Origin of the sequence: Aeromonas caviae (assembly GCF_000819785.1) — a bacterium.
Lineage (GTDB): Bacteria > Pseudomonadota > Gammaproteobacteria > Enterobacterales > Aeromonadaceae > Aeromonas > Aeromonas caviae.
Map to the genome: position 1 here is coordinate 20,737 of NZ_CDBK01000042.1, position 24,514 is coordinate 45,250.

Consider the following 24,514-nt stretch of genomic DNA (forward strand, 5'->3'; position numbering starts at 1 on the left):
TCGTAGCAGAGACTCAGTACTTGCAGGATCAGTACTTACAGGAGTTGTCGCTCATGTAGTCGTGCACCTTGATCTTGCCGGCGATGATGTCGGCCTTGATGGCTTCGACCTTGGCCTTCATCTCCGGGGTGATCAGCTTGGCGTTGTTCTCGTCCAGCGCCCAGTCAACCCCGCCTTCGGCCAGACCCAGGGACTGGATGCCCGGCTTCCAGCTGCCCTTGGCGGCGTCATCCCAGCTCTTGTACGCGGCCAGACCCACGGACTTGACCATGGAGGTCAGCATGGTGCCCGGTTGCAGGTGGTTCTGGTTGGAATCCACACCGATGGCCAGCTTGCCTTCGTCCTTGGCAGCCTGATAGACACCGATACCGGTGCCACCGGCGGCGGCATAGACCACATCGGCGCCCTTGGCGAACTGGGACTTGGCCAGTTCTGCACCCTTGGCCGGGTCGGCGAAGGCTGCCGGGGTGGAGCCGGTCATGTTCTGATAGACGTCGATCTTCGGATTGATGTACTTGGCGCCCTGCTCATAGCCGCACTGGAACTTGCGGATCAGCGGGATGTCCATGCCGCCCACGAAGCCGACCTTGCCGGTTTTGGAGGCGATGGCCGCCAGGGCACCCACCAGGAAGGAACCTTCATGCTCCTTGAAGATGAGGGACTGGACGTTCGGCTTGTCGACCACCATGTCGATGATGGTGAACTGGGTGTTCGGGAACTCGGTGGCAACCTTCTCTACCGCGGAACCCATGTTGAAGCCGACGGCGACGATGGGGCCGTTGCCACGGCTGGCCAGACGACGCAGGCCCTGCTCGCGCTGGGCTTCGTTCTGGGGTTCGAACTCCTTGACCTTGACGCCTTTGTCCTTGTTGTAGACTTCGACGCCGTTGCGGAACACGGCTTCGTTGAAGGACTTGTCGAATTTGCCTGCGGTGTCATAGATGACAGCGGGCTCGGAGGCTGCCTGGGCGGACAGGGCAGCGAGGGTGAGGGCGGCCACGGTGGCCAGCTTGAGCACTTTAGTCACGATCGTATCCTTGATTGTTATGTGAGGGTCCACAACCTGTCTTGGCAGGTCATAAAGCACGCTGGCTAACTGTAAGTGAGCCAGCCCGTTGGTCAAGGGGATCATAGAGGAAAAACGTTTGCGTTAACGGTTTGAAATATAAGCAAATTGCCTTATAAGTGTTTGTTTTATGGTGTTTTTGCAGAATTAAATTCCGAGATTAATAGGGCTCGATCGACATTTTTGTTTGGATTCATGACGTTAGGCGCAACCGTTTTCCTCCCCTGATGAAAAAACTGGCTTCCATCGGCACCAGCCCTGCGGCCTCATCGACGCCATGTTGGCGGGCGGGCTGGCTGAGCGCCAGGAGGTCCGCCCGAGGTGTGACAGCCCAAGATGGATGGCTATTTCCCCTCCCAGGGCCGTCGTCTGTGGCCGTTTTTCCTGCTCGCTCGGGGCCTGCGTGATGGCAAGCACACTCATATGGAAATGCATTGGTGTTTGTCATATGGGTACGCTAGGTTATACCCGGATTAACTTGGCCCCCGGGATGGGGCCGTATTTTTGACATTTGTTCGGGTGATAAAAATGAAAAAAAACGTGCTGAGTATGGCAGTGGCTTGTGTGTTGTCCGGTGTCATGTTGACCGCTTGCGGGGGCGGTGGTGACGATAACGGTGGTGGCAGCAATGGTGGCAACAACGGCGGTGGCACCGACACCGGCAGCAAGCCTCTTCACACTGCCGTCTTCCTGGATTCCGTCGTGGGTGGCCTCGACTATCGGTGCAACGATTACACCGGTGTCACCAATGCCAAGGGTGAATTCCTGTTTGATGATGGCGACACCTGCGAATTCGCATTGGGCAACCAGCGCCTGGGGGCGGTGACCCTCAAGGCGGGCAACTCGCTGGTGACCCCTTACACCCTGGCGGGTGACGACAAGGAGAAAGCGATCCGCATTGCGGCATTGCTGCAGACGCTCGACAGCGACAGCAATCCGGAGAACGGCATCACCCTCGACAAGGCGCAGGTCGCGCAACTGGGGATCGTCGAACTGGGTAGCGATGACGCCTTCAACACCTCCCTGGTCGAGGCGCTGAAAACAGCGGGCCTCACCAAGGCCGTCGTCTCTCTGGCTGCGGCGAAAGCCCACCTCTCCGCCACCCTGGCTGGCGTCAATGGCCGCTCCGTGGCGGTCGACAAGGTGCTGAGCGATCTGCAGGGACTGACCGATCTGAAAAACCTGGACGTCGAGAGCAAGTTCAAGGAGTACAAGGAGACCCTGCAGGCCGAGACCGGTGAGAGCGGCAAGGCCGATCGCCAGATCGTGCTGGCCATGCTGACTATGCTGGAGGTGACCAACAACCCCGTGGTGGCTGAACGCCTGGCCTTCACCTCGTCCGCCATTGGCAGTGGTTACAGCACCAGCCTGGCCAAGGTGATGGATGTCATCATCCATACCCCCGGCACCGCCTCCGTGGCGCTCAAAGGTGGCAAGGGATATACCCGTGACGTGGCCAAGCTGATGGGCGCCTATGCCGACAGCCTGGAAAACGTCGCGGCTGCCCTGGCCGATATCCAGGATCCGGATTACAGCGCCACCTATGGCGATGACGATACCGTCACCCTCAACCTCGACGGTGCCAAGGCCCTGCGGGCCTCGGCGATGGCGATGGCATCGGCCCTCAACATCGCCGCCTCCTACCAGTACGGTCCGGACAGCGCCTATGTCACCCAGCAGGAAGAAGTGACCTTGCCGCGTATGCACATCAAGGACACCTGGGGCATGCAGCCGACCACCACCTATGAAGAGAGCAGCAGCACCTTCGAGACCCAGTTCAGTCAGCAGGAAATCGAGCCGGATGCGCTGGTGGCGCACGCCGATTTCTTCCGTTTGACCGACGATGCCAAGGCACGGTTGGCCAAGGCCAAGTCGCAGTTGAAGGATGCGGTGAGCCTCGCTCTGACCATCGATCAGAGCAAGCTGGACGAATCGTTGACCCAGGATGAGATCGAGGCCAATGCCGCGACTCTCAAGGAGCTGGCGAACCACTTTGCAGGCACTGTGCCCACTATCCAGTGGGAAAGCATCGAGACCCGATACGTCAATACCGGCATGGGCTGGCAGCCTCAAGAGGTGGGGGTGAAGTACAACATCAATGTGCTGCCGTTCTTCGATGAGATGCTGGATCGCAGTGACATGACCATCAAGGTGACCGGCGGCTGTGATGGCGCCGTGGGGGCGCGGGATGCCGAGCTGTCCAAGGCCATGGGAGAGCCCATGTGTCTCATCACGAGCGACGAGTTCAAGGCACTTGCCCAGAGCGATCGCGGCGCACTGAAGTACATCGGCTGGATGCAGGAAGATCAGGAGAGCCACACCGCCATCTATGCCAAGGGGGTGGGTTATGACTGGTCAACCCAGATGACGCCGGTGGCCGGGTCGACCTTTGACAAGGTATTCGTCTCCTGTACCGACCTGGATGACAACAAGGTCAGCTGTGCCGATCAGCTGTAAACCAGTGGGAGCGCTCCTGACGGGGGCGCTCCTGTTGTGGATGCCGGTGGCACAGGCTGCCGGCATGCTGACGCGCTACACCGATTATCGGGAGCGTGTCTTCGATCGTCAGGGTCAGTTGCAATATCAATTGACCACCCACGAATACTTGCAGCGGATGCCCAGCGGGCGTCCGTCATTGTCCAGTCTGTTTGCGTTGCGAGAGATGCAACGAGCATCACTGCAGCTCAAGCAGGGCACCTTGATGGTGAATGACGTCATCGTGCGCTTCGAGCATGGGCATTATCAGGACGGCATGCTGGTGATGGGGAACACGGAAGTGACCCTGCCTGAGGGCCGCATGCTGGCCGCTTCACTGCGATTTGATCCCGTCCAGCAGGTGCTGGATGCCCCCCGCGCCCGGTTGCTCAGCTTTTCCGGTGAGGTACTGGGCCAATACCGGGACTATCACCGCCCCCTTCGTTGATCCTGCCGGTTGGTCTCTGGCGGCTCAGGCCGTATAATCCCCGCCTGTATAAATAAACAGGAGTGGTGATGGACGTTTCAACCCTGCTCGACGGGCTCAATGACAAGCAAAGAGACGCGGTGGCGGCCCCCCGTTGCAACCTGCTGGTGCTGGCCGGTGCCGGTTCGGGCAAGACCCGGGTACTGGTGCACCGTATCGCCTGGCTGATGCAGGTGGAACGCTGTTCACCCTTCTCCATCATCGCGGTGACCTTTACCAACAAGGCGGCGGCCGAGATGCGCGGCCGGGTCGAGAAAGTGATCGGCGACGGCGTGCGCGGCATGTGGATCGGCACCTTCCACGGCATCGCCCACCGCCTGCTGCGGGCCCACCATCTGGATGCGGGCCTGCCGCAGGATTTCCAGATCCTCGACTCCGACGACCAGTACCGCCTCATTCGCCGGGTGCTCAAGGCGCTCAATCTGGACGAGAAGCACTGGGCCCCGCGCGCCGTGATGGGCTACATCAACGGCAAGAAAGATGAAGGGCTGCGCCCCGGCGACATCGATCTCTACGGCGACCCCGTCACTCGCACCTATCAGCAGATCTACAAGACCTATCAGGAGACCTGCGATCGCTCCGGGCTGGTGGACTTTGCCGAACTCCTGCTGCGCGCCCACGAGCTGTGGCTGGGCAAGCCCCACATCCTCGAGCACTACCGCGACCGCTTCCAGAACATCCTGGTGGACGAGTTCCAGGATACCAACGGCATCCAGTACGCCTGGCTGCGGATGCTGGCAGGGGATTCCGGCAAGGTGATGATCGTCGGTGACGATGACCAGTCCATCTACGGCTGGCGCGGCGCCAAGATTGAGAACATCCAGCGCTTCCTGACCGACTATGAGGGGGCGCAGACCATCCGCCTGGAGCAGAACTACCGCTCCACCGCGAATATCCTGAAAGCCGCCAACAGCGTCATCGCCAACAATGCGGAGCGCCTTGGCAAGGAGCTGTGGACCGAAGGGGCCGAGGGCGAGCCGATTTCGCTGTACGCCGCCTTCAACGAGGTGGACGAGGCCCGCTTCGTGGTCGGCCGCCTCAAGGATTGGAAAGAGAAGGGGGGTCTGCTCGCCGACTGCGCCATCCTCTATCGTTCCAACGCCCAGTCCCGGGTGCTGGAAGAGGCGCTGATGCAGGACGCCATGCCCTATCGCATCTACGGCGGCCTGCGCTTCTTCGAGCGCCAGGAAATCAAGGACGCCATGGCCTACCTGCGCCTTATCAACAACCGGGGCGACGACGCCAGTTTCGAGCGGGTGGTCAATACGCCGACCCGCGGCATCGGCGATCGCACCCTGGAGATCTTGCGTAACAACGCCCGCGATCAGGGCCAGAACCTGTGGCAGTCCGCCAAGACCCTGCTTAACGACAAGGTGCTGACCGGCCGCGCCGGCAACGCGGTGCGCGGCTTTGTGGATCTCATCGACACGCTGGAGGAACAGGTCTCCCTGCTGCCCCTGCACCAGCAGGCGGACATCGCCATCCAGCATTCCGGCCTCAAGGCGATGTATCTGGCGGAGAAGGGCGAGAAATCCCAGGCGCGGGTAGAGAACCTGGACGAACTGGTCACCGCCTGCCGCCAGTACCAGCGCCCGGATGAGCTGGAGGACATGAGCGATCTCTCCGCCTTCCTCGCCCACGCGGCGCTGGAATCCGGCGAGAATCAGGCGGACGAATATGCCGATGCGGTGCAGCTGATGACCTTGCACAGCGCCAAGGGGCTGGAATATCCCCTGGTGCTGCTGGTCGGCGTCGAGGAAGGCATGTTCCCCAGCCAGCAATCCACCGAGGAGTCGGGGCGGCTGGAAGAGGAGCGCCGCCTCTGTTACGTGGGCATGACCCGCGCCATGGAGAAGCTCTACATCTGTTATGCCGAGAGCCGCCGCATCTACGGCCGCGAGATGTTCCACAAGCCGAGCCGTTTTATCCGCGAGATGCCCGCCGAGTGTCTGGAAGAGATCCGGCTGCGCACTCAGGTCAGCCGCCCCACCCAGTACGGCCGCTTTAGCCAGAACGAGGTGCAGCAGAGCTTCGACGCCAGCGGCATCAAGCTCGGCCAGCGGGTGCTCCATCCAAAATTCGGCGAAGGGATAGTGCTCAACTTCGAAGGGGTCGGCCAGCAGAGCCGGGTGCAGATCCAGTTCGACGACGTCGGCGCCAAGTGGCTGGTGACGGCGTATGCCCGCCTTGAGGCGCTGTAAGGCGCAGCGCTCTCGCCATCAATATAAAAGGAGCCGTTGGCTCCTTTTTTGTCAGGACTGTAGGTTCGATTAGCGAAGCGTAATCGGACGTTCGCGTCATGGGTATATGGTGTGCCTGGCTGTTGGCAGCACGGCTGGCGCCGTGCAGGACGCGAGGGCATGGCCCTCGACAGGGTTTCGCCCGCCCTTCGGGCTTGGGCGAGTAACTTTTCTTTGCGTGGCCAAAGAAAAGTCACCAAAAGAAAGGCCACCCCCGCCAATCCGCTGGCTTCGCCAGTCCCCTCGGGCCAGAGCCAGCGTCGGACGGGCCGCCGCAGACGGCACATCCCTGTGCCGACTGCGGCTACGCCATCATCCCTGATGGCGTCCCTGACGTTGCCTCTGCCCTTCGGCGGATTGGAGGGGGATCAAAACCGTGCCCATCTGTGACTTGGGTGCGACATCTAAATTTCGGGGCAAAAGATGGTGCTCAACTTAGAAGGTATCGGCTAGCAGAGCCGGGAGGCAGTTCCGATTTGATTTAACCAACCCGGCTTAGACCGGGTTGGTTTATAACGTCAGTTATCGCGTTCGTAAGAATATGCTTCGCTATTATGGCCTACCGCTAAGAGACAACTATATTTGTTTTATGAAAGTCTCTACGGGATGTTAATAGTACAGTTAACCGTATCATATTTTTGCTTTGTGCAACTGATAGCTACTGATTTATATTGTTTATTATCAATGCTGCTACTGTTGTTTTTTGGTGTGTCTACAAAAAACAATATTAAAGATGAAAAGACAAGAATAATAAAAACACCAAGATAAAATATGTTGGCCTTACCCTTGCTGTGAAGCTGATATTTATATTGTCCTAATTCAATTTTAACAGGGCTTTCATTTCCAATTGTTTTTGTGAGCCCGATAATATTAGGCAATTCTTTTTCGATTTCTTTTTCGACATTAATCCCCTGCTTCACCGCGCCAATTAAGAGTGGATGATACCAGTAAACATCAACAAAGAAGAATAGCAACCAGATAATAGCAGCCCCTAATGAGAGAATTGTTGCTATAGACGTAGGGTGCCCCATTATATCGAGAGAGAATCCAGACTTGAAACTGACACCGATAGCACCTATGAATGCTGATAGAATTAATATCGCAAAGTTCCTGACTTTCATCTCAAGGTCATTAAAATGCTGCTGTGTATTAATGACTTGTTTCCATATGTCTACTTTTACTTTTAGTAGTTCAATATCATTCTTTCTTTTTTCTTCTGCTTCATTTGACATGTTTTTTAAATCCTTCAAACTCAAACAGAGACAATATATCACCAAAACTATCAACAGCTAAATCAGCGTGAATATCCTTTTTACTATTTTTTATTTCAATTTCTCGTGCTACATCCTTCTCAGTCCAATGAGTTACATCACGAAGTAAATTATATCCATCCTGATTGTTAGTGAAGTGAGCGGTTCCGTATCGCGCGAAGACGGCGTCTACACCAGCGTCTTTTGCCATTGCGATATCTTTCATTTCACTATCACCAATATAAACACACTCATCGGGAGTTGCATTTATAGAGGATATTATTTCTTTTAATATTTTAGGGTTTGGCTTTATTTCACCACTTGGTGTATGCATGTTTTTTGTAATTGTAAGGTTGTATTTTGTTTGAGGTTCTACTCCTGAGGGTAAATCATGGTCTTCCGGAGAGAATAGAACATCAATTACCCCATCTAAGCCTAATTTAGAGATCCTATAATTGGAGTAGAACTCTTTAGACTCTGTGTATCCTACAATTAACACTCCTTTTTTCTTGAGAGTATCCAATGTCTCATTTACTGTAGGATACAGAATCAAATTCTTCTTTCTTTCACTTCTATATAAGTGTATGGCAGAATCGAAAACCTCTCGTATGGCCTCTCTATCTCCATATTTAGCTTTCAGCAGAGGGATCTCCTCTAATACAAATGCATATTCTGCAGTTCCATGTTTCTGGTGGATTTCTTTAATCTGTGGTTTCAACTCCTCGACAGAAAAGCCACTAACTCTAGAGACCTCATTTAACATAGCGCTAAAGCTATGGTACCAAATGTTAAACCAATCAAATAATGTGTTATCAAGATCAGTTATTAATACTTTTTTCATGCTTACCCCATTATTGCTTAAGTCTATGTTGGTGCAAGATAGTTAATATACATGTATGATATACTAAAAATATTTTTTTTCAATTGTAATAAAACATTTGTCGAGACTTTCAATGTAATCTGGATTGTTATTTTATCGAATTATAAAAAATTAAATATCTGGGATGTTTACCATTTTTATGGCCGTAGGTTCGATTCCGCGATCGTCCGATGACGCTTCGCTAATCGAACCTACACGCCGCATAGAGGTGGGTTTTCGGCATTTCGCCCGAGAGACACAAACCCCAGGCCCCCGCCTGTCTGACTCACCTCGGCTGAAACGCCTTGACGAGAAATTCGATAAAGAGCCGCACGTTGCGGGACTGCTCCTTGTGGAAGGGGTAGACGGCGAACAGGGCGTGGGGGTCGGGTTGCCAGTCGGGGAGCAGTCTGACCAGGGTGCCGTCTGCCAGGTCGTTCGACACGAATTCATCCGGCACCAGGATCACCCCGAGCCCTTGCACCGCCGCCTGTTTCAGGGCGATGCCGTTGTTGGCACAGAAGCTGGCGGGGGGCAGTTCCACTGCCACGCTCTCCGCGTCCCGGGTGAAGAACCACTTGTTGGGGGAGGAGGAGAGGCTGTAGCGCAGGCAGTTGTACTCTTTGAGATCCTCCGGGTGGGCGGGCTGGCCCGCCTCCTTCAGGTAATCGAGGGCGGCGCAGAGCACCCGCTGCACCTCGCACAGGGGTTTGGCGCGCAGGGTGGAGTCCTCCAGGGTGCCAGCCCCCCGGATCACCACATCCAGCCCCTGATCCACCAGATCCATGTAGGCGTCGCTCAGGATCACCTCGATGCCGATCTCCGGATAGCGGCGCTGGAATTCGCAGACAAGGGGGTTGAGGCGGATCAGCCCGTATGACATGGGCATGCCGATCCTCAGCCTGCCTCTGGGGGTGAAGGAGGCGGCCATGATGGACTGGTCGGCGGCCTCCAGGCTGTCCAGCACGGCGCATATCTGGCCGTAGTAGGCCATGCCCGATTCGGTGACGCTCAGCCGCCGGGTGGTGCGGTTGATCAGCGCGATGCCGAGAAAGGCTTCCAGCTCGTTGATGTTCTTGCTGACCGCCGCCTGGGAGAGGCGCAGGTCGTCCGCCGCCGCCCTGAAGGTGCCCATTTCCACCACCCGGCGAAAGACGTTCAGCGCCGTGATCTTGTTCATCCTGCCCCCGTTAATTCACTACTGGTAAATGATGGCGCCATCATTGCGCACTTTTATCACAATAGTGCGGATCCCCGGGGTGTCCACCCCCCATCCCCCGCCAGACAGAGAGTTGCCCGTGGCAGACCGGCCCGGATCATGGCCTTCCGGGGCGTGGCGGGCCCCGCAGAGACGCAGACGAAAGAGAGGCGATGGGCCCCGGGCACCCCGGCCCGTGACGGCAGGCATAAAAGCAGGCGGCAGGGCCCGGGCCCCGCCGCCAGATGGCACGCACCGGCTTACTGCACCTTGCCGGGGGCGGGGGGCAGGGTGATGCCGACATCGGCCCAGGGGTTGGTGCCGAGCAGCTGGGCGTGGGGCACGTCGGCCTGGTAGCGCATGGTGAACGCTCTGGGTCCGTGGGCGAAGGCCACCAGCAGCCCCTGTTTTGCATCCATCAACCCGGCGTGCATGCCGAGCCCGTGATAGCTGATCCGCACGGCCTTGTCCTCCAGGCCCACCTTGTCTATCTGGAAGCGGGCGATGCTGCCGTCTTTGAGGGTAAAGCCCCAGCGGAACGGCCCGCCGCTGACCACCGTCATCACCTCGTCGATGTCGGTGCCGTCCTCGGCGGAGTTGACGTGCATGCGGCCATATTTGCCAAGCACGGCGCTGCGGGTGCGCTCGTCCAGCGCCATCAGGTCATAGACCTTGGGGTAGGGGCCGACGCCGGTCTCCTCGGTGGCGACGCCGCCCCCTTGCACCGCAGGCTCGCGCCCTGCGAGCCTGGCCTGCTCCAGCAGCTCCCCCTGACTCAGGTTGAAGGCCGCAATCAGGGCGCCGTGCTCCGCTTTGGTCAGGGCGCGGCGGTGGGAGGCTTCAAGCAGCGGCCTGGCGGCCTCGGGGATGTCGACGGTGACCACGTTGACACCGATGGGGTTGAGCGCCTTGTTGACCGCTTCGATGCCGGTCACGGCGGGGCGGCCATCGCTGAACTGCACCGAGACGATGTCACCGGCGAAGGTGTTGAAAGAGAAGGCCGAGGCGAGGGTGCCGGCCAGCAACGGGATAGGGGTGAGTTTCATACAAGACTCCTCGTTAAGGTTCGAGAAGCAGTCTAGGGCGGCGATGTGTTCACTGAAATGACACTCGGATGATATGAAAATTCACTGACAGTAATGAATCGTGGGGATCAAGAGCCGTCGGCCCGCCCCGGGGGAGATCGCCCTCTGCCAGAGGGTGTGAGCCCGGCTGACGCAACGGGGCCCGGCTTATGGTATGACTCTGGACGTTACTCATCAGAACCTGTCGGAGGAAGAGACAATGCTGGCGTTGATCACCACGGCGCACCACACCTGCTACCCCAATCCCATCGCCTTTCGGGCCGGAGAGCGGGTGCGCATCGGCCACGAGGACGACGAGTTCCCGGGCTGGGTGCGCACCTTTACCGCAGACGGCAACGAGGGGTGGGCGCCCCTGTCCATGCTGACCCCGATAAGCGCCGAGGAGGCGCAGGCGCGCCAGGACTATACCGCCCGGGAGCTGGATGTGGCGGTGGGGGAGCGGGTACGGGTGGATCGGGAGCTGGCAGGCTGGCTCTGGGTTCACAACGAAGCGGGGCAATCAGGCTGGATACCGGCAAGCTGCATCGCCTCGCCCTCATAAGGTGGCAGCGGTTCGGAGAAGGAGTAGAGAGGGGAGAGAGAAACCCGGCCAGCGACGGACGTGCGGCCGGGTGAATTGTAAAGAGTAGGGTGACGGGAAACGGGATCAGCCTAGTCTAATCAACTCGATGGGGGCGTAGCGCTCCTGGCTGTTTGTCAGCAGCACGCACTTCTCATGTTCCGCCTCATAGGGGGTCAGGTTGTCGGTGTGCGCCTCCTTGAGGGTGTCGACTGCGCCAGTGGCGGCAATCATCACCCGTTGGCCCAGGGTCAGCACATTGCGGTTTCGATCGTAGATCTTCATGGCATTCTCCTTGTGGGATGGGTGCCCCGGCCCGTGCCGGGGCAACGGGCTCCAGACTACGCCCCTCGAAAAACGAGATGCCTGTCACAGATCAAAAAAAGGGGAAAGAGGGACTCGGTGCGGCGACGGGGCGCGGCGCTCTGGCCTCGCTGCCCGCCGGTGATCGCCACCGCCTGTCGCAGGGCAGGAAGAGCGCCCCCGCTTTTCATCCCCTCGGGCTCGAACTGCAAGGGGGATGCGCTATAGTGGAGCCGCTCGTTTTACTGCCTTCAACCAACCGAGAGTGCATTATGAATCGTGATATCGCAGCCCAGTTCATCAAGATGCTGACCAACCTGGACCAGTGTCTGGCCAAGGCCGAGGCCCACGCCGAGGCGAAGAAATTCAACGTGGACAACTTCTTCAATGAGCGCCTCATCGTCGACATGCTGCCCCTGAGCAAGCAGGTGCTGATCTGTTGTGACAGCGCCCGCGCCGTGGTGGCCACCGCCAGCCTGAGCGAGCCGCCGGTGCTGGGGGATGATCCCAAGACCATGGCGGATCTGCGCGCCCACGTGGCCAAGACCATCGCCTACCTGCAAGGCAAGCTGGACGCCGATTTCAGCCAGTATGCGAGCGGCCACTACTACCCCTACTGGGCCGGTGGCAAGGGGATGGACGGCCATAGCTGCGTCCACGAGTACGGCATCCCGAACTTCTACTTCCACCTCACCATGACCTATGCCCTGCTGCGCCAGGCCGGGGTGGATCTGGGCAAGCGGGATTACCTGGGTGGTCTGAACCTGCAATAAACCGCGCTTCAGCGACGACAAAGCCTGCCCCCTGGCAGGCTTTGTCGTTTTCGGCCCGGCTCAGCGCCCCAGGTTGTCGGCCAGTTGTTTGGCGCGACTTGCGGCCCACTGATCGATCATCTTCTCCATCTCCTCGGCGGTGATGGGGGAATCCTTGTGGGTGGTGTCCGGGCTCTCGCGAGCGTCCATCACCCGCACCAGCAGCTTGCCGCTCTGGGCGTCGAGCAACTGGGCCATGCTGCCCACCCTGAGCAGATAGGGCTCCTTGCCTATTACCTCGCGGGTGACGTTGATGGCGATCTTGGCGGGCAGCAGATCCCGCAGCTTGGGGTCGGGGCGGGTCAGGTCGAAGTTGGTGATGGCCGCCTGCACCCGCATCACGCCGGGACCGGGTTCGGTAGCCATCTTGACGCCCTGCTTCATCAGCTCCCGCTGGAAGGTGGCGTGGTAGTAGCGGCCTATCTCGTTCTGCTCGTTGGCAGTCAGCAGATACCACTGGCCGTTCTCCTGGCGGATGAATTGCAAGGGATCGAGCAGTACCGCGTGGTACTGGCGCAGATCCACACCGGGCTCCTTGTAGATACGCTGGTTGGGGTTGCTCTCGCTTTGCTGGAAGGCGGTGAGCGGGATCGCCTGCAGGCTGTGGGTGACCTGGTTCTTCACGGCGCACCCGCCCAGCAGGGCGGCGGCCATGGTCATCATCAAGACTCGTTTCATGGGGGCTCCTGGCGGTGGATGGTCGCTGCAAGAACGCAGCCCGCCCTGCCCACAGAGATACCTGATCAGGCCCCTCTCTCACAAGGGGTATCTATGCGGGGGCCACCGGGGGAGCCCCCGTGTCAGGTCACTCGGCGGGGATCTCGGGCTCCACCAGGGTGGCGAGCTGCATCAGGGACTCCTGCCAGCCGAGGTAGCACATCTCCACCGGGATGACCGCCGGTATACCCGCCTGTTCGATGGCGAGATCGGTGCCGCACAGCACCTGGGTGAGGGTGATGGTGACCTGCATCTCCCCCGGCAGGTTGGGGTCGTCGAAGCGGTCGGTGTAGCGGATGTGCTTGCCCGGCTCCAGCGCGAGATACTCGCCGCCGAAGGCGTGGGTGTGGCCGCTGGCGAAGTGGGTGAACGACATCCTGAACTGGCCGCCGACCCTGGCATCCAGCGCCGCCACCTTGCAGGTGAAGCCATGGGGGGGCAGCCATTTGGCCAGGGCGTCCGGCTTGATAAAGGCCTGGTATACCCGCTGTGGCGGGGCCTTGAGTACGCGATGCAGAGTGACTGTTCCTGTGCTCATCTTGGGTTCCTTCTCGGTTGTATCCGAGCAAGGATAGTCGCTCGGGGGAAGGACAACCGAGGGTCAGGAGTCGTGGCGCTCCCATTGAAGGGCTAGGTTGTCATCAGGCGGCGCGCGTCCTGGTCGCCATGAGCGGCCGCATTTGCCGCTGGCGACGCCTCCTCTGTCAGGCACGTCTGCACGCACTCCATAAACACCCGCATGGCGGGGCTGACAAACTTGCTGGCGTGGTGGGCGCACAGGGCCGTGATGACGAGGGGCGTGGGGGAGAAGGGCAGCTCCTGCAGCTCCCCCGAACTCAGCTCCCGCTCGACGGCGAAGCGGGGCAGGAAGGAGACGCCGAGGTTGCTGGCCACGCAGCGCTTGATGCTCTCTATGCTCCACAGCTCTATGGTGCCGTCCAGAGTGATGGCTCGCTGGCGTAATGTGCTCTCGAAAATCTGACGGAAGATGCACTGGGGTTCGTTGATGATGAAGCTGACCGGCAGGTGCTGATCCGGGCGGGTGAAGTCGATACCACCGCTGAGGGCGGGGGAAGCTACCAGCACCAGGGGTTGCTCGCCAAAGCTCTCCATCAGCAGGGCGGCATCGTTGCCGACCCGATAGAAGATACCGAGATCGGCCTCGTCCGCCAGCAGCGCATCGCGAATGACGTAACAGTTCAGGGACCGGAGCGACAGTCGGACCCCGGGAGCCAGCCGCTTGAAGCGCTCGAGCACCGCCGGCATCTTGTAGGCCAGCAGAGTTTCGCCGATGGCGACCCTGAGCTCACCGCTCGGCTCGGCGTCCTGCTGCGCCGCCTGGCGCAGACCCGACATCACCCGGATCATCTCGTGCACATGCGGCATGATGTTCTGTCCGGCCTTGGTCAGGCACATGCGACGCCCTATTTTTTCGAACAGTTGTAGCGAAAGTTCCTGCTCCAACTGCTGGATATGGAAGGTTACCGTCGACTGGGTGCAGCAGAGCTTGCGGGATGCCTTCACGAAGGAGCCCTCCTCGATCACCGTCTTGAGGGTAATGAGACGTCGCAAATCCATGGGGACTCCAATTCATCGAAATGGTTGAATTTAGAATGCTAAAACATTCGATTTTTTGATGCCAATGGCCGCGTTAAGGTATCACTCCCATTTGGAGAAACACCATGACCACGACCCTTGTCAGCGCATTTTTGACTTACACCCTGATCACGGCCATGACGCCGGGACCGAACAACATACTGGCTCTGAGCGCCGCCAATCAGCATGGTCTGCGCCGCAGTAGCCGGGTGCTGGCGGGCATGAGTGCGGGCTTCCTGCTGATCATGCTGCTGTGTGCCCTGTTCACCTTCACCCTCATCAGCCTCTCCCCCGCGCTGGTTGGCTGGCTCAGCTGGGCCGGGGCGGCTTATGTGCTCTGGCTGGCCTGGCGCATTGCGGCCAGCGGCTCCAACCTGTCGAGCACAGATGGAGCCTTGCCCGGCTTCTGGACCAGCTTCTGGCTGCAGTTCGTGAACGTGAAGATCATCCTATACGGCATCACGGCGCTCTCCACCTTCGTGTTGCCCCACACCACAGAATTCGTCTGGGTGCTGGGCGTCAGCCTGCTGCTGGCGCTGATCGGCACGCTGGGGAACCTCTGCTGGGCCCTGGCGGGTCATCTGCTGCAGCCCCTGTTCCAGCGCCACGGCCGCATTCTGAACCTGACGCTGGCGGGCTTGTTGGTTTACTGTGCGCTTCGGATGCTGATCTGACGGAACGCAGGCCGGGGGCGTCGCCTCCTTTCGCTTGCAGAGAGGATTTTTCGTTTTCTCTTCAAGGAGTTGATCAAGATAGAGGTTATTGTCACCGTTCGCTCATATAATCGCCGCCATGCAAGCGACTCGGAAGGATTCGATGACACAGCTGATGGCGGCCCTGCTGGGGTTGTTTTACGCCAGCCTGATCTGGGCGGCGCCCGTCCCCTTCGTGACGGCCCCCGGCCCCCATGCCACGCAGGAGAGGCTGGAGCCCCTGCTCTCCTGGTTCTCGGGGGAGTTTTCCAGCCAGGAGCAGGCCACCTTCGATGCCCGCTTCACTAGCGCCGAGCTGCGGCTGGTGGAGATCTGGCCCGGGGAGGGCCCCTTTCGCTGGGTCTATGCGGAGCAGTTTCTGACCGAGCGGGCGCAGCGACCGTTTCGCCAGCGCATCTACCGCTTCTCCTCCCTGCCCGATGGCCGCATCCTGATGGCCGAACTGACCATGCCGAGGGCCACGGATTTTGCCGGCGCCTGGCGTCGGCCCGAGCTGCTCGATTCCCTCACCCCGCAGCAACTCTCCCTGCGCGAAGGGTGCGAGATCTGGCTGACCCGCCAGCCGAGCGGGGAGTACAAGGGGCAGACCCGGGTCGGGCACTGCGCCACCGATTTTGGCGGTGCCACCACCCTGGTGCAGTACCTCTGGATCGGCCCGGACAGCGTCCGGTTGCTGGACAGGGCCTATGACAACGGCGCCCATCAGCGCTGGGGCAGCCCGGGGGAGGGTTACGTCTACCTGCGCAAGGGGATGCGGCGCGGGGAGTAGTCGCGCCGTCCGTCAAGGCCCCTCCCTGCTTGCCGCCAACAAGGACGTGCCGGTCAGGCCGCCGGCCAGTGCCCCTGCAGATCCACCAGGATGGAGAGGCTGACCGCGCCAAACAGCAGGCCCGTCATCAGGTTGAGCGGGCGCTGGATGCGGCCGAGCAGGTGCTGGGCGCGGGGGGTGGAGAGGCTCCAGGCCAGGGCGCTGAACCAGACGAGGGAGAGCAGGAACAGCTCCAGGATCAGCAATCCCCGGGTCAGGCCATCCACCTGGGGTGTCACCATGGCGGCCAGCAGCCCCATGAAGAACAGCATCGCCTTGGGGTTGAGCAGATTGGTGGCCAGCCCGCTCTTCACCCCCTTGCGCCAGCCCGGCCGCTCGCCTCCGGCGCGCAGCGCCAGATCCCCGCTTCCCTGCCAGGCCGCTTTCAGCGCCCCCCAGCCCAGCCAGCCCAGATAGAGGGCACCCACCAGTTTCACGGCGAGAAAGAGCCAGGGCTGGCTTGCGATCAGCAGGCTGATGCCGGTGAGACTGAGGGTGGCGTGGAGCAGGATGGCAAGGGCGATGCCAAGGGCCGCTCCGAGGGCGGTGGGCCTGTGCAGGCTGGTGCGCAGGATGAGTGCGAAATCCGGGCCCGGGCTCGCCAGGGCGACGAGGTGGACGAGACCCAGGGTCAGAAACAGGCTGGTGAACATAAAAGACCTCCGACAGCGGTATGGAGGTGACAGCATGGGGCAGGACGGGGGACGGGAGATTGTAAAAGATTGCAGCGGCGACGATTCAGGCGGGCAGCATCTGCTGGCGATACTCCGCCGGGGTGAGCCCGAAGGCCTGACGAAAACCGTGGTGGAAGTGGCTCTGATCGAAGAAGCCCACCGCCAGTGCCACCTCGCTCACCGGCAGACCGCTGCCGAGCAGGCGCTTGCCCTGTTCGAGGCGCAGCCGCTTGAGCCAGGCATAGGGGGTCATGCCGGTCTTCTTCTTGAACTGACGGAGGAAGGCGAAGCGATCCAGCCCGAACAGGGCGGCCAGGTCCTCCAGGGTGTGGCGCTCGTCCAGCCGGGCCAGCAGATGGTCGCGCAGGAACCTGAGCTGGGGATCCGCCAGGGCGTGGCGCTCGGGGGCGAGCCGGAACAGTTCGCCCAGCAGGGCCAGCAACTGGCTCTCCGCCAGCAGGCCGTCGGGGGAAGGGCCGTCCAGGTGCATGTGCAGGCGGGCAAAGCCCTGATAGAGGTCGGGGCGGCTCTGCAATCCCTGGTGGAAAAAGGGCTCGGGGTGCTCCGGCAGCCAGCGGGCCAGCTGCTCGGGGGCGATGGAGAAGACCCGCACCTCGTACCCTTCCGGCAGCAGGCTGAGGCCGTCGTGCATCTCGTCCGGGTTGACGGTGGAGAGTTCGCCGCGCACCAGGTTGTGGCTGTTCCCCTTGTGGATGAACTTCTGGCCGCCCCGCTGCACCAGACCGATGTGGTAGTCCAGATGCACGTGGCGGCCATAGCTGAACTCCCTGTGGTGGGAGTGGGAGAGTTCAACCCCCGGCAGCAGCCGGGATTGCCAGTAGTGGATGCGGGAGTGGGGTGCGTTCATCCCCTATTGATACCCCGAAAGCGGCCCCGTGGCTTGTAGATTATTGCGCCGGCGCCTCAGCCGGCCTCCTGGCGCCGCTTGCCGCTGCGCAGGCCATCCAGGCTGAACAGCACCAGGGCGCTCCAGATGCAGCCGAAGGTGATCATCTTGTCCAGCGCCAGCGCCTCGCCATACAGGGTCACCGCCAGGATGAACATCAGGCTGGGGCCTATGTACTGGAAGAAGCCCAGGGTGGAGAGCTTGAGCCGGGTGGCCGCTGCGGTGAAGCAGAGCAGGGGAGCCGTGGTGACGGCGCCCGCGGCGATGAGCAGCAGGTTCAGGTGCCAGTCATTCTGGGTGAGGTGGCTGGTGGGGCTGTCGGCGATGCCCCACAGATAGAAGGCGGCTGGCGGCAGCATGATCAGGGTCTCGATGAGCAGGCCGGTGAGGGCGTCCAGGGCCAGTTTCTTGCGAATGAGGCCGTAGATGGCGAAGCTCGAGGCCAGCACCAGGGCTATCCAGGGCAGGGAGCCGAATGCGATGAGCTGGACGGCGACACCGACAAAGGCGAGCCCCACCGCCCACCACTGCAGGCGGCGCAGCTTCTCGCTAAGAAACACCATGCCGAGCAGCACGTTGAACAGGGGGTTGATGTAGTAGCCCAGGCTCGCATCCAGCATGTGGCCGTTGTTGATGGCCCAGATGAATAGCAGCCAGTTGCCGCCGACGGTGACGGAGGTGAAGGCCAGGGTGAGCAGCACCTTGGGCTGGCGCAGCACCGCCTGCACCTTGTGCCACTGGCGTCCGAGCAGCACCAGCACCATCAGCAGGGCGCAGGACCAGATCATGCGGTGGGTCAGGATCTCGGCGGCCGGCACGGCGGAGAGGGACTTGAAGTAGATGGGTGCCAGGCCCCAAAGGGTGTAGGCGCCGAGGGCATAGAGGACGCCCTGGCGCTGGATCTGTTGTTGCATGCGGATAACCTTCACTGGAGTGCGGATGTCGGGAAACATCGCAAAAAGTCAGTGTAGCGATCCTTTTGCAGGGAAAGAAGACAATAAATGGGTCTGACGGGATTTTAACAGCAGGAGCGACTTCAGCGACCGCCCCCGCGGCGGATCTTCTCCACGTCCATCAGCAGCCACAGCATGAGGGCGATGGCGGAGATCCAGGGGCCCCAGGTGACATAGGCTTCCCCCTGACCCAGCACGAAGAACAACAGCGGCAGTCCCACCACCAGAAACAGTACACTTCCCAGAAAAAACAGCATTTTTATCTTTAAATTTAATGGCTTGCTATTTGACGATTATATCGATTGAGCGAGGGGATAAAAGAGTAAAAATGAGAAAGGGGGATTTCTCCCCCTGTTTTGTTGATAAGCGTCATTTATGACGTTATTCGAGCTGGATCCAGGTGCTTTTCAGCTCGGTGTACTTCTCCAGGGCGTGCAGGGACTTGTCGCGCCCGTTGCCGGACTGCTTGAAGCCGCCAAACGGCATGGTCATGTCGCCGCCATCCCAGTTGTTGACGAAGACGGTGCCGGCGCGCAGGGCGCGGGAGCCCTTCACCGCCTGGTTGAGATCCGCCGTCCAGATGGCGGCCGCCAGGCCGTAGTCGGTGTCGTTGCCAAGGGCGATGGCCTCTTCCAGGGTGTCGAAGCCGGTCACCGCCAGCACGGGGCCGAAGATCTCCTCGCGGAAGATGCGCATCGTCGGGGTCACGTCGTCAAAGATGGTGGGTTCGATGTAGTAGCCGCCCTCCTCGGGCTGGGTGCGCTTGCCCCCCAGCAGCAGCTTGGCGCCCTCCTGCTGGCCGATGGCGATGTAGTTGAGCACCTGCTCCATCTGGATGTGGTCCACCATGGCGCCGATGCGGGTGGTGGGGTCGAGCGGGTTGGCCGAGATCCATTCGCGGGCGTGGGCCAGCAGCCGCTCCATGAACTGGGGCTTGATGCTGTTTTGCACCAGCAGGCGGGAGGCTGCGGTGCACACTTCCCCCTGGTTGTAGAAGATGGCGCCGACGGCGCTTCTGGCGGCGGCGTCCAGATCCGGTGCATCCGCCAGCACGATGTTGGGGCTCTTGCCGCCGCACTCCATAAAGGCGCGTTTCAGATTGGATTTCCCGGAGCACTGCACCAGATGCTTGCCGATCTTGGTGGAGCCGGTGAAGGTGATGCAGTCGACGTCCATGTGCATGGCCAGCGCCTCGCCCACGGTGTGACCAAAGCCCGGCAGCACGTTGAAGACGCCGTCGGGGATGCCCGCCTCCTTCGCCAGACCCGCGATGCGCAGGGCGGTGAGGGGGGATTTCTCGGAGGGTTTGAGGATCACCGAGTTGCCGGTGGCGAGCGCCGGGCCCAGCTTCCAGCAGGCCATCACCAGGGGGAAGTTCCAGGGCACGATGGCGGCCACGACACCGAGGGGCTCGCGGGTCACCAGGGCCAGGGCGGACTCTTCCACCGGGGCGACCTGATCGTAGATCTTGTCTATCGCCTCGGCGTTCCAGGCGATGCAGTTCGCGGCGGCGGGGGCGTCATACCCCATGGCGTCGCCGATGGGCTTGCCCATATCCAGCGACTCCAGCAGTGCCAGCTCCACCAGGTTCAGGCGCATCAGCTCGGCGAAGCGCTGCATGATAAGCTTGCGCTGCTTGGGAGAGAGGCCGCACCAGCGCTTGTCGTCGAAGGCGGCACGGGCCGCCTTGACCGCCAGCTCGGCATCGGCGGCGTCGCAGGAGGCGACCCTGGTCAGCAGTTGGCCGTTGGCCGGATTGATGCAATCGAAGGTGGCGCCGTTGACGGCATCCCGGTAGGTGCCGTCGATAAAGGCTTGCGAGGGCAGGGTCAGATGGGCGGCCTTGTGTTGCCACTGGGCCAGGGTCAGGTCACTCATGTTCACTCCTTGAACCGGCAGAAAGTCAGTCTCCGCGTATCAATATGCTAAACATCCTGCCGCTTGTAAATCCATCTTGTAACAATTCATTAAACACTGATCTCGAACAACCCGGGCCAACGGCGGGGCAAACCGGGCGCCCTGGCCTGTGGTGTCGGGGGCCGCGCGGCGGGACTGGAGCCCGTGTCGCTGGCCTGATCCCCGGGTCGGGCAGGGGGGGATCCCGGCGGGCTGTTCCGGGAGAAGGCCCGTCAGAAGCTGGCGGGCGTGTTGGCCGAGATCAGCACGCACTCCTGATCCCCCACGTTGCGAAAACGGTGGGGGGTGCGGCTGTCGAAGTAGTAGCCATCCCCCGGTGCCAGCAGGTGAACCTGCTCGCCTACCGTGACTTCTACCTGACCCCGGATGACGATGCCGCACTCTTCCCCTTCGTGACTCAGCATGTCGTCACCGGTGTCGGCGCCCGGGGGCAGTATCTCCTGCATCATGCCGATGGCGCGGTTGGCGCGGCTGTGACCCACCAGACGGTAACTGATGGGGTGGGTGCCGAGATCCGGCATGTCGTCCGCACGGAAGATCACCTCGGAATCCATCTCCGTCTCGTCGGTGAAGAAGCTGGCCAATGACATGGGGATGCCTTCCAGCACCTTGCGCAGGGAGGCCACCGAGGGGCTCACCTGATTTTTCTCGATCTGGGAGATAAAGCCGTTGGTCACACCGGAGCGTTTTGCCAGCTCGCGCTGGGAGAGGGCCGCCTTGGTGCGAACCGCCTTGAGGCGGTGACCGATATCCATCGATAGACACTCCTTGACTGTTTACTATTATTAAAATTGTGTTAAATATCTTATACCACCCCTGAGGGGTGACACCAAGCCGGGCGATAAAAGCCCTTTTTTATGGATTCAGGTGTTTAATTTAATAGGCATGAGCCGGGTGTTACTAAACGCCTTAAGGATGAGGTGACCATGAAACCTGTCAGCGACATCAATACCCCCGACATGTCCGCATTCTGGATGCCGTTCACCGCCAACCAGCAATTCAAGGCGGCGCCGCGCATCCTGAAGTCGGCAGAGGGGATGTATTATCACTCAGAGGATGGCCGCAAGATACTGGATGGCACTGCCGGACTCTGGTGTTGCAACGCAGGCCATGGTCGGCGCGAGATCGCCGAGGCGGTCTCCCAGCAGATCTCCCACCTCGATTTTGCCCCCACCTTCCAGATGGGCCACCCCCTGCCGTTCGAGCTGGCCAACCGGCTGGTGGAGATCGCCCCCAAGGGATTCGGTCACGTCTTTTATACCAACTCCGGATCGGAGTCCGTGGACACCGCGCTCAAGATTGCGCTGGCCTGGCAGCGGGCTCGCGGCCAGGGGACCCGTACCCGGCTCATCGGCCGCGAGCGCGGCTACCACGGGGTGGGTTTTGGCGGCATCTCGGTGGGGGGCATTCCCGGCAACCGCAAGTGGTTCGGCTCCCTGCTGACCGGGGTGGATCATCTGCCCCACACCCTCAACATAGGGAAAAATGCGTTCACCAAGGGATTGCCAGCAGAAGACCTCACCCTGGCCGATGAACTGGAGAAGATTGTTTTCCTGCACGACGCCAGCAACATCGCGGCGGTCATCGTCGAGCCCATCGCCGGCAGCACCGGGGTCATCATGCCCCCCAAGGGCTATCTCAAGCGGCTGCGGGAGATCTGTACCAAACACGGCATCCTGCTGATTTTTGACGAGGTGATCACCGGTTTCGGCCGCCTCGGCTCCCCCTTCGCCGCCCAGGAGTTCGACGTCATCCCCGACATGATCACCTGCGCCAAGGGGCTCACCAACGGCGCCATCCCCATGGGGGCCGTGCTGGTGCAAAACCATATCTATGACGACATGATGGCGGCGGGCAAGGGGGCCATCGAGCTGTTCCACGGCTACACCTACTCCGGCCACCCGGTGGCCGCGGCGGCGGGTCTGGCGACCCTCGAGATCTACCGTAACGAGAACCTGCTCAGCCGCGCCGCCGATCTGGCAGGCTACTGGGAGGAGGCGGCCCATTCCCTCAAGGGCTGCAAGCACGTGAAGGACGTGCGCAACTACGGCCTGGTGGCGGGCATCGAACTCGAATCCATGCCGGATGCACCGGGCAAGCGGGCCTACGAGGTGTTCGTGCGCTGTTTCGAGAAGGGGGCGCTTATCCGGGTGACCGGCGACATCATCGCCCTGTCGCCTCCCCTCATCATCGAGCGCAGCCAGATCGACGATCTCTTCACCCTGCTGCAGGACGCCCTGCAGGCCCAGGACTGACCCCCACATCACACAGGATGGCGCTCGTCCCGGGCGTCATCCCCCTGTGCTGCCCCGGCGCGGCGAGGGGAGGACGGATGACCCATCACGGAGGATTTATGAGTTACAGGATCGACAACTTCATCGACGGCGAGACGACCGAGAGTCGCAGCGAGCGTTTCGGTGCCATCTTCAATCCGGCCACTGGCCAGCAGCAAGGCTCCGTCGTTCTCAGCACGGCCGATGAGTGTGCCGAGGCGATTGCCTGCGCCGAGCGCGCCTTTGGGGAGTGGTCCCAGACCCCGCCGCTGGTGCGGGCCCGGGTGCTGTTCCGCTTCAAGGAGCTGATGGAGCAGCACAGGGACGAGCTGGCCCAGCTCATCAGCCGTGAGCACGGCAAGGTCTTCTCCGACGCCCAGGGGGAGCTGACCCGGGGGCTGGAGGTGGTGGAGTTTGCTTGCGGCATTCCCCACCTGCTCAAGGGGGAGCACTCCCTCAACGTGGGCCGCGGGGTGGACAGTCACTCCATGATGCAGCCGGTGGGGGTATGCGCCGGCATCACCCCGTTCAACTTCCCGGCCATGGTGCCGCTCTGGATGTTCCCGGTGGCTCTGGCCTGCGGCAACACCTTCATTCTCAAGCCCTCGGAGAAGGATCCGTCCCTCTCCCTGCGCATGGCCGAACTGCTCAAGCAGGCGGGCCTGCCGGACGGGGTGCTCAACGTGGTCAACGGCGACAAGGAGGTGGTGGACGTGCTGCTGACCGACCCGAGGGTCGGTGCCGTGTCGTTTGTCGGCTCCACCCCCATCGCCCAGTACATCTATGCCACCGCCTCGGCCCACGGCAAGCGAGTGCAGGCCCTGGGCGGCGCCAAGAACCACATGGTGGTCATGCCGGATGCCAATCTGGATCAGGCGGTTTCCGCCCTGATGGGGGCCGCCTATGGCGCGGCGGGCGAGCGTTGCATGGCGATCTCGGTGGCTGTGGTGGTGGGTGACGAGACCGCCGATGCCCTGGTGGCGAAGCTCTCGCCCCTGGTGGCGGCCCTGCGGGTCGGCCCCGGCCTCGGTCAGAGTCCGGAGAACGAGATGGGGCCCCTCATCAGCCGGGAACACCTGGCCAAGGTGCGCGGCTACGTGGATCAGGGGGTGGCCGAGGGGGCCGAGCTGGTGGTGGATGGTCGCGGTGTCAGCCATGGGGAAGGCTACTTTATCGGAGGCAGCCTGTTCGATCGGGTCGGCCCCGAGATGCGCATCTACCGGGAGGAGATCTTCGGCCCCGTGCTCGCCATCGTGCGGGCGCCGGACTACGAGACGGCGCTCAAGCTCATCAACGAACACGAGTACGGCAACGGCACCGCCATCTTCACCGGTGACGGCGATACCGCAAGGGACTTCACCACGCGGGTTCAGGTCGGTATGGTAGGGGTGAACGTACCCATTCCGGTGCCCATGGCGTTTCACAGCTTCGGTGGCTGGAAGCGGTCCATCTTCGGGCCGCTCAACATGCACGGGCCGGACGGGGTGCGTTTCTACACCCGGATGAAGACGGTGACCGCCCGCTGGCCCCAGAGCCTGCGCGCCGGCGCCGAGTTCTCCATGCCGACCATGAAGTGAGCCACCGGCTCGCTGCCATGGCTTTAATCTCTTGCCCCCGCAGGC

24 protein-coding genes are annotated in these 24,514 nt (G+C 61.0%); 9 read left to right on the plus strand and 15 right to left on the minus strand.

Annotation, left to right across the window (positions count from 1 at the left end; all coding sequences use genetic code 11):
- Window positions 1-28: 28 nt before the first annotated feature.
- On the minus strand, window positions 29-1,027 hold the full coding sequence (locus BN1120_RS06155) for a BMP family lipoprotein (RefSeq protein ID WP_039039539.1): 999 nt from the start codon (window positions 1,025-1,027) through the stop codon (window positions 29-31).
- A 588-nt stretch (window positions 1,028-1,615) separates the two neighbouring features.
- On the opposite strand from BN1120_RS06155, the gene BN1120_RS06160 reads away from it, so the two are divergent.
- The 3 genes from BN1120_RS06160 to uvrD all read left to right on the plus strand — a co-directional run bounded on the left by BN1120_RS06160 (window position 1,616) and on the right by uvrD (window position 6,229).
- Window positions 1,616-3,523, plus strand: coding sequence for a hypothetical protein (locus BN1120_RS06160; RefSeq protein WP_127464643.1), 1,908 nt, complete (start codon window positions 1,616-1,618; stop codon window positions 3,521-3,523).
- A 4-nt stretch (window positions 3,524-3,527) separates the two neighbouring features.
- On the plus strand, window positions 3,528-3,989 hold the full coding sequence (locus BN1120_RS06165; RefSeq protein WP_124244684.1) for a hypothetical protein: 462 nt from the start codon (window positions 3,528-3,530) through the stop codon (window positions 3,987-3,989).
- A 68-nt stretch (window positions 3,990-4,057) separates the two neighbouring features.
- Window positions 4,058-6,229 carry a DNA helicase II gene (uvrD, locus tag BN1120_RS06170; RefSeq protein WP_042015217.1) on the plus strand — a complete coding sequence of 724 codons (2,172 nt, stop codon included), beginning with the start codon at window positions 4,058-4,060 and terminating at the stop codon, window positions 6,227-6,229.
- Window positions 6,230-6,867: 638 nt separating this feature from the next.
- Here the strand turns inward: uvrD and BN1120_RS06175 are convergent.
- From BN1120_RS06175 to BN1120_RS06185, 4 genes are all read right to left on the minus strand, one after another.
- Window positions 6,868-7,500: a hypothetical protein gene (locus tag BN1120_RS06175; RefSeq protein WP_042015218.1), complete on the minus strand. Its 633-nt coding sequence runs from the start codon at window positions 7,498-7,500 to the stop codon at window positions 6,868-6,870.
- Window positions 7,490-8,359, minus strand: a complete 870-nt coding sequence (locus BN1120_RS20640) for an HAD family hydrolase (protein WP_080767914.1) — start codon at window positions 8,357-8,359, stop codon at window positions 7,490-7,492. Before BN1120_RS20640 ends, BN1120_RS06175 begins: the two co-directional genes overlap by 11 nt.
- 304 nt (window positions 8,360-8,663) lie before the next feature.
- Window positions 8,664-9,557: a LysR family transcriptional regulator gene (locus BN1120_RS06180; protein WP_042015219.1), complete on the minus strand. Its 894-nt coding sequence runs from the start codon at window positions 9,555-9,557 to the stop codon at window positions 8,664-8,666.
- 278 nt (window positions 9,558-9,835) lie between these two features.
- Complete coding sequence (locus BN1120_RS06185) at window positions 9,836-10,621, minus strand: hypothetical protein (protein WP_042015221.1); 786 nt, start codon at window positions 10,619-10,621, stop codon at window positions 9,836-9,838.
- Window positions 10,622-10,859: 238 nt separating this feature from the next.
- Here BN1120_RS06185 and BN1120_RS06190 point away from each other — a divergent pair, with 238 nt between their 5' ends.
- On the plus strand, window positions 10,860-11,201 hold the full coding sequence (locus BN1120_RS06190) for an SH3 domain-containing protein (RefSeq protein ID WP_042015222.1): 342 nt from the start codon (window positions 10,860-10,862) through the stop codon (window positions 11,199-11,201).
- 105 nt (window positions 11,202-11,306) lie between these two features.
- Here BN1120_RS06190 and ydfZ read toward each other — a convergent pair whose 3' ends face one another.
- A complete protein-coding gene (ydfZ, locus tag BN1120_RS06195) occupies window positions 11,307-11,504 on the minus strand; it encodes a putative selenium delivery protein YdfZ (RefSeq protein WP_010672483.1) in 198 nt (65 codons plus the stop codon).
- 290 nt (window positions 11,505-11,794) lie between these two features.
- Between ydfZ and BN1120_RS06200 the strand changes: the two genes are divergently transcribed.
- On the plus strand, window positions 11,795-12,295 hold the full coding sequence (locus BN1120_RS06200; RefSeq protein WP_041212145.1) for a DUF1993 domain-containing protein: 501 nt from the start codon (window positions 11,795-11,797) through the stop codon (window positions 12,293-12,295).
- A gap of 60 nt (window positions 12,296-12,355) precedes the next feature.
- On the opposite strand, the gene BN1120_RS06205 is transcribed toward BN1120_RS06200, so the two are convergent.
- The 3 genes from BN1120_RS06205 to BN1120_RS06215 form a co-directional block, all read right to left on the minus strand.
- A complete protein-coding gene (locus tag BN1120_RS06205; protein ID WP_042015223.1) occupies window positions 12,356-13,012 on the minus strand; it encodes a DUF3313 domain-containing protein in 657 nt (218 codons plus the stop codon).
- A 127-nt stretch (window positions 13,013-13,139) separates the two neighbouring features.
- Entirely contained in the window at window positions 13,140-13,589 is a 450-nt protein-coding gene (locus BN1120_RS06210) for an SRPBCC family protein (protein WP_042015224.1), read from the minus strand.
- 92 nt (window positions 13,590-13,681) lie between these two features.
- A complete protein-coding gene (locus BN1120_RS06215; protein WP_080767915.1) occupies window positions 13,682-14,629 on the minus strand; it encodes a LysR family transcriptional regulator in 948 nt (315 codons plus the stop codon).
- A 104-nt stretch (window positions 14,630-14,733) separates the two neighbouring features.
- Between BN1120_RS06215 and eamB the strand changes: the two genes are divergently transcribed.
- Together eamB and BN1120_RS06225 are read left to right on the plus strand one after the other, a co-directional pair.
- A complete protein-coding gene (gene eamB / locus BN1120_RS06220) occupies window positions 14,734-15,321 on the plus strand; it encodes a cysteine/O-acetylserine transporter (protein WP_039039530.1) in 588 nt (195 codons plus the stop codon).
- 142 nt (window positions 15,322-15,463) lie between these two features.
- Window positions 15,464-16,129 carry a chromophore lyase CpcT/CpeT gene (locus BN1120_RS06225; RefSeq protein WP_197713266.1) on the plus strand — a complete coding sequence of 222 codons (666 nt, stop codon included), beginning with the start codon at window positions 15,464-15,466 and terminating at the stop codon, window positions 16,127-16,129.
- Window positions 16,130-16,182: 53 nt separating this feature from the next.
- Here the strand turns inward: BN1120_RS06225 and BN1120_RS06230 are convergent, their stop codons facing one another.
- From BN1120_RS06230 to BN1120_RS06250, 6 genes are all read right to left on the minus strand, one after another.
- Complete coding sequence (locus tag BN1120_RS06230; protein ID WP_010672488.1) at window positions 16,183-16,821, minus strand: LysE family translocator; 639 nt, start codon at window positions 16,819-16,821, stop codon at window positions 16,183-16,185.
- A gap of 85 nt (window positions 16,822-16,906) precedes the next feature.
- Window positions 16,907-17,710, minus strand: coding sequence for an AraC family transcriptional regulator (locus BN1120_RS06235; protein WP_042015226.1), 804 nt, complete (start codon window positions 17,708-17,710; stop codon window positions 16,907-16,909).
- Window positions 17,711-17,766: 56 nt separating this feature from the next.
- Window positions 17,767-18,663 carry an EamA family transporter RarD gene (gene rarD / locus BN1120_RS06240; RefSeq protein ID WP_010672490.1) on the minus strand — a complete coding sequence of 299 codons (897 nt, stop codon included), beginning with the start codon at window positions 18,661-18,663 and terminating at the stop codon, window positions 17,767-17,769.
- Window positions 18,664-18,785: 122 nt separating this feature from the next.
- The gene (locus BN1120_RS21525; protein WP_010672491.1) at window positions 18,786-18,959 is read right to left on the minus strand and encodes a hypothetical protein; all 174 of its coding nucleotides are present in this window, start codon (window positions 18,957-18,959) and stop codon (window positions 18,786-18,788) included.
- Between the two features lie 124 nt (window positions 18,960-19,083).
- A complete protein-coding gene (locus BN1120_RS06245; RefSeq protein ID WP_039039526.1) occupies window positions 19,084-20,580 on the minus strand; it encodes an aldehyde dehydrogenase in 1,497 nt (498 codons plus the stop codon).
- Between the two features lie 251 nt (window positions 20,581-20,831).
- Window positions 20,832-21,374, minus strand: a complete 543-nt coding sequence (locus BN1120_RS06250; RefSeq protein ID WP_010672493.1) for a cupin domain-containing protein — start codon at window positions 21,372-21,374, stop codon at window positions 20,832-20,834.
- A gap of 171 nt (window positions 21,375-21,545) precedes the next feature.
- On the opposite strand from BN1120_RS06250, the gene aptA reads away from it, so the two are divergent.
- Together aptA and BN1120_RS06260 are read left to right on the plus strand one after the other, a co-directional pair.
- Window positions 21,546-22,874: an omega-aminotransferase AptA gene (gene aptA, locus BN1120_RS06255; protein ID WP_042015227.1), complete on the plus strand. Its 1,329-nt coding sequence runs from the start codon at window positions 21,546-21,548 to the stop codon at window positions 22,872-22,874.
- 98 nt (window positions 22,875-22,972) lie between these two features.
- Window positions 22,973-24,469, plus strand: a complete 1,497-nt coding sequence (locus BN1120_RS06260; protein WP_042015228.1) for a CoA-acylating methylmalonate-semialdehyde dehydrogenase — start codon at window positions 22,973-22,975, stop codon at window positions 24,467-24,469.
- Window positions 24,470-24,514 lie beyond the last annotated feature (45 nt).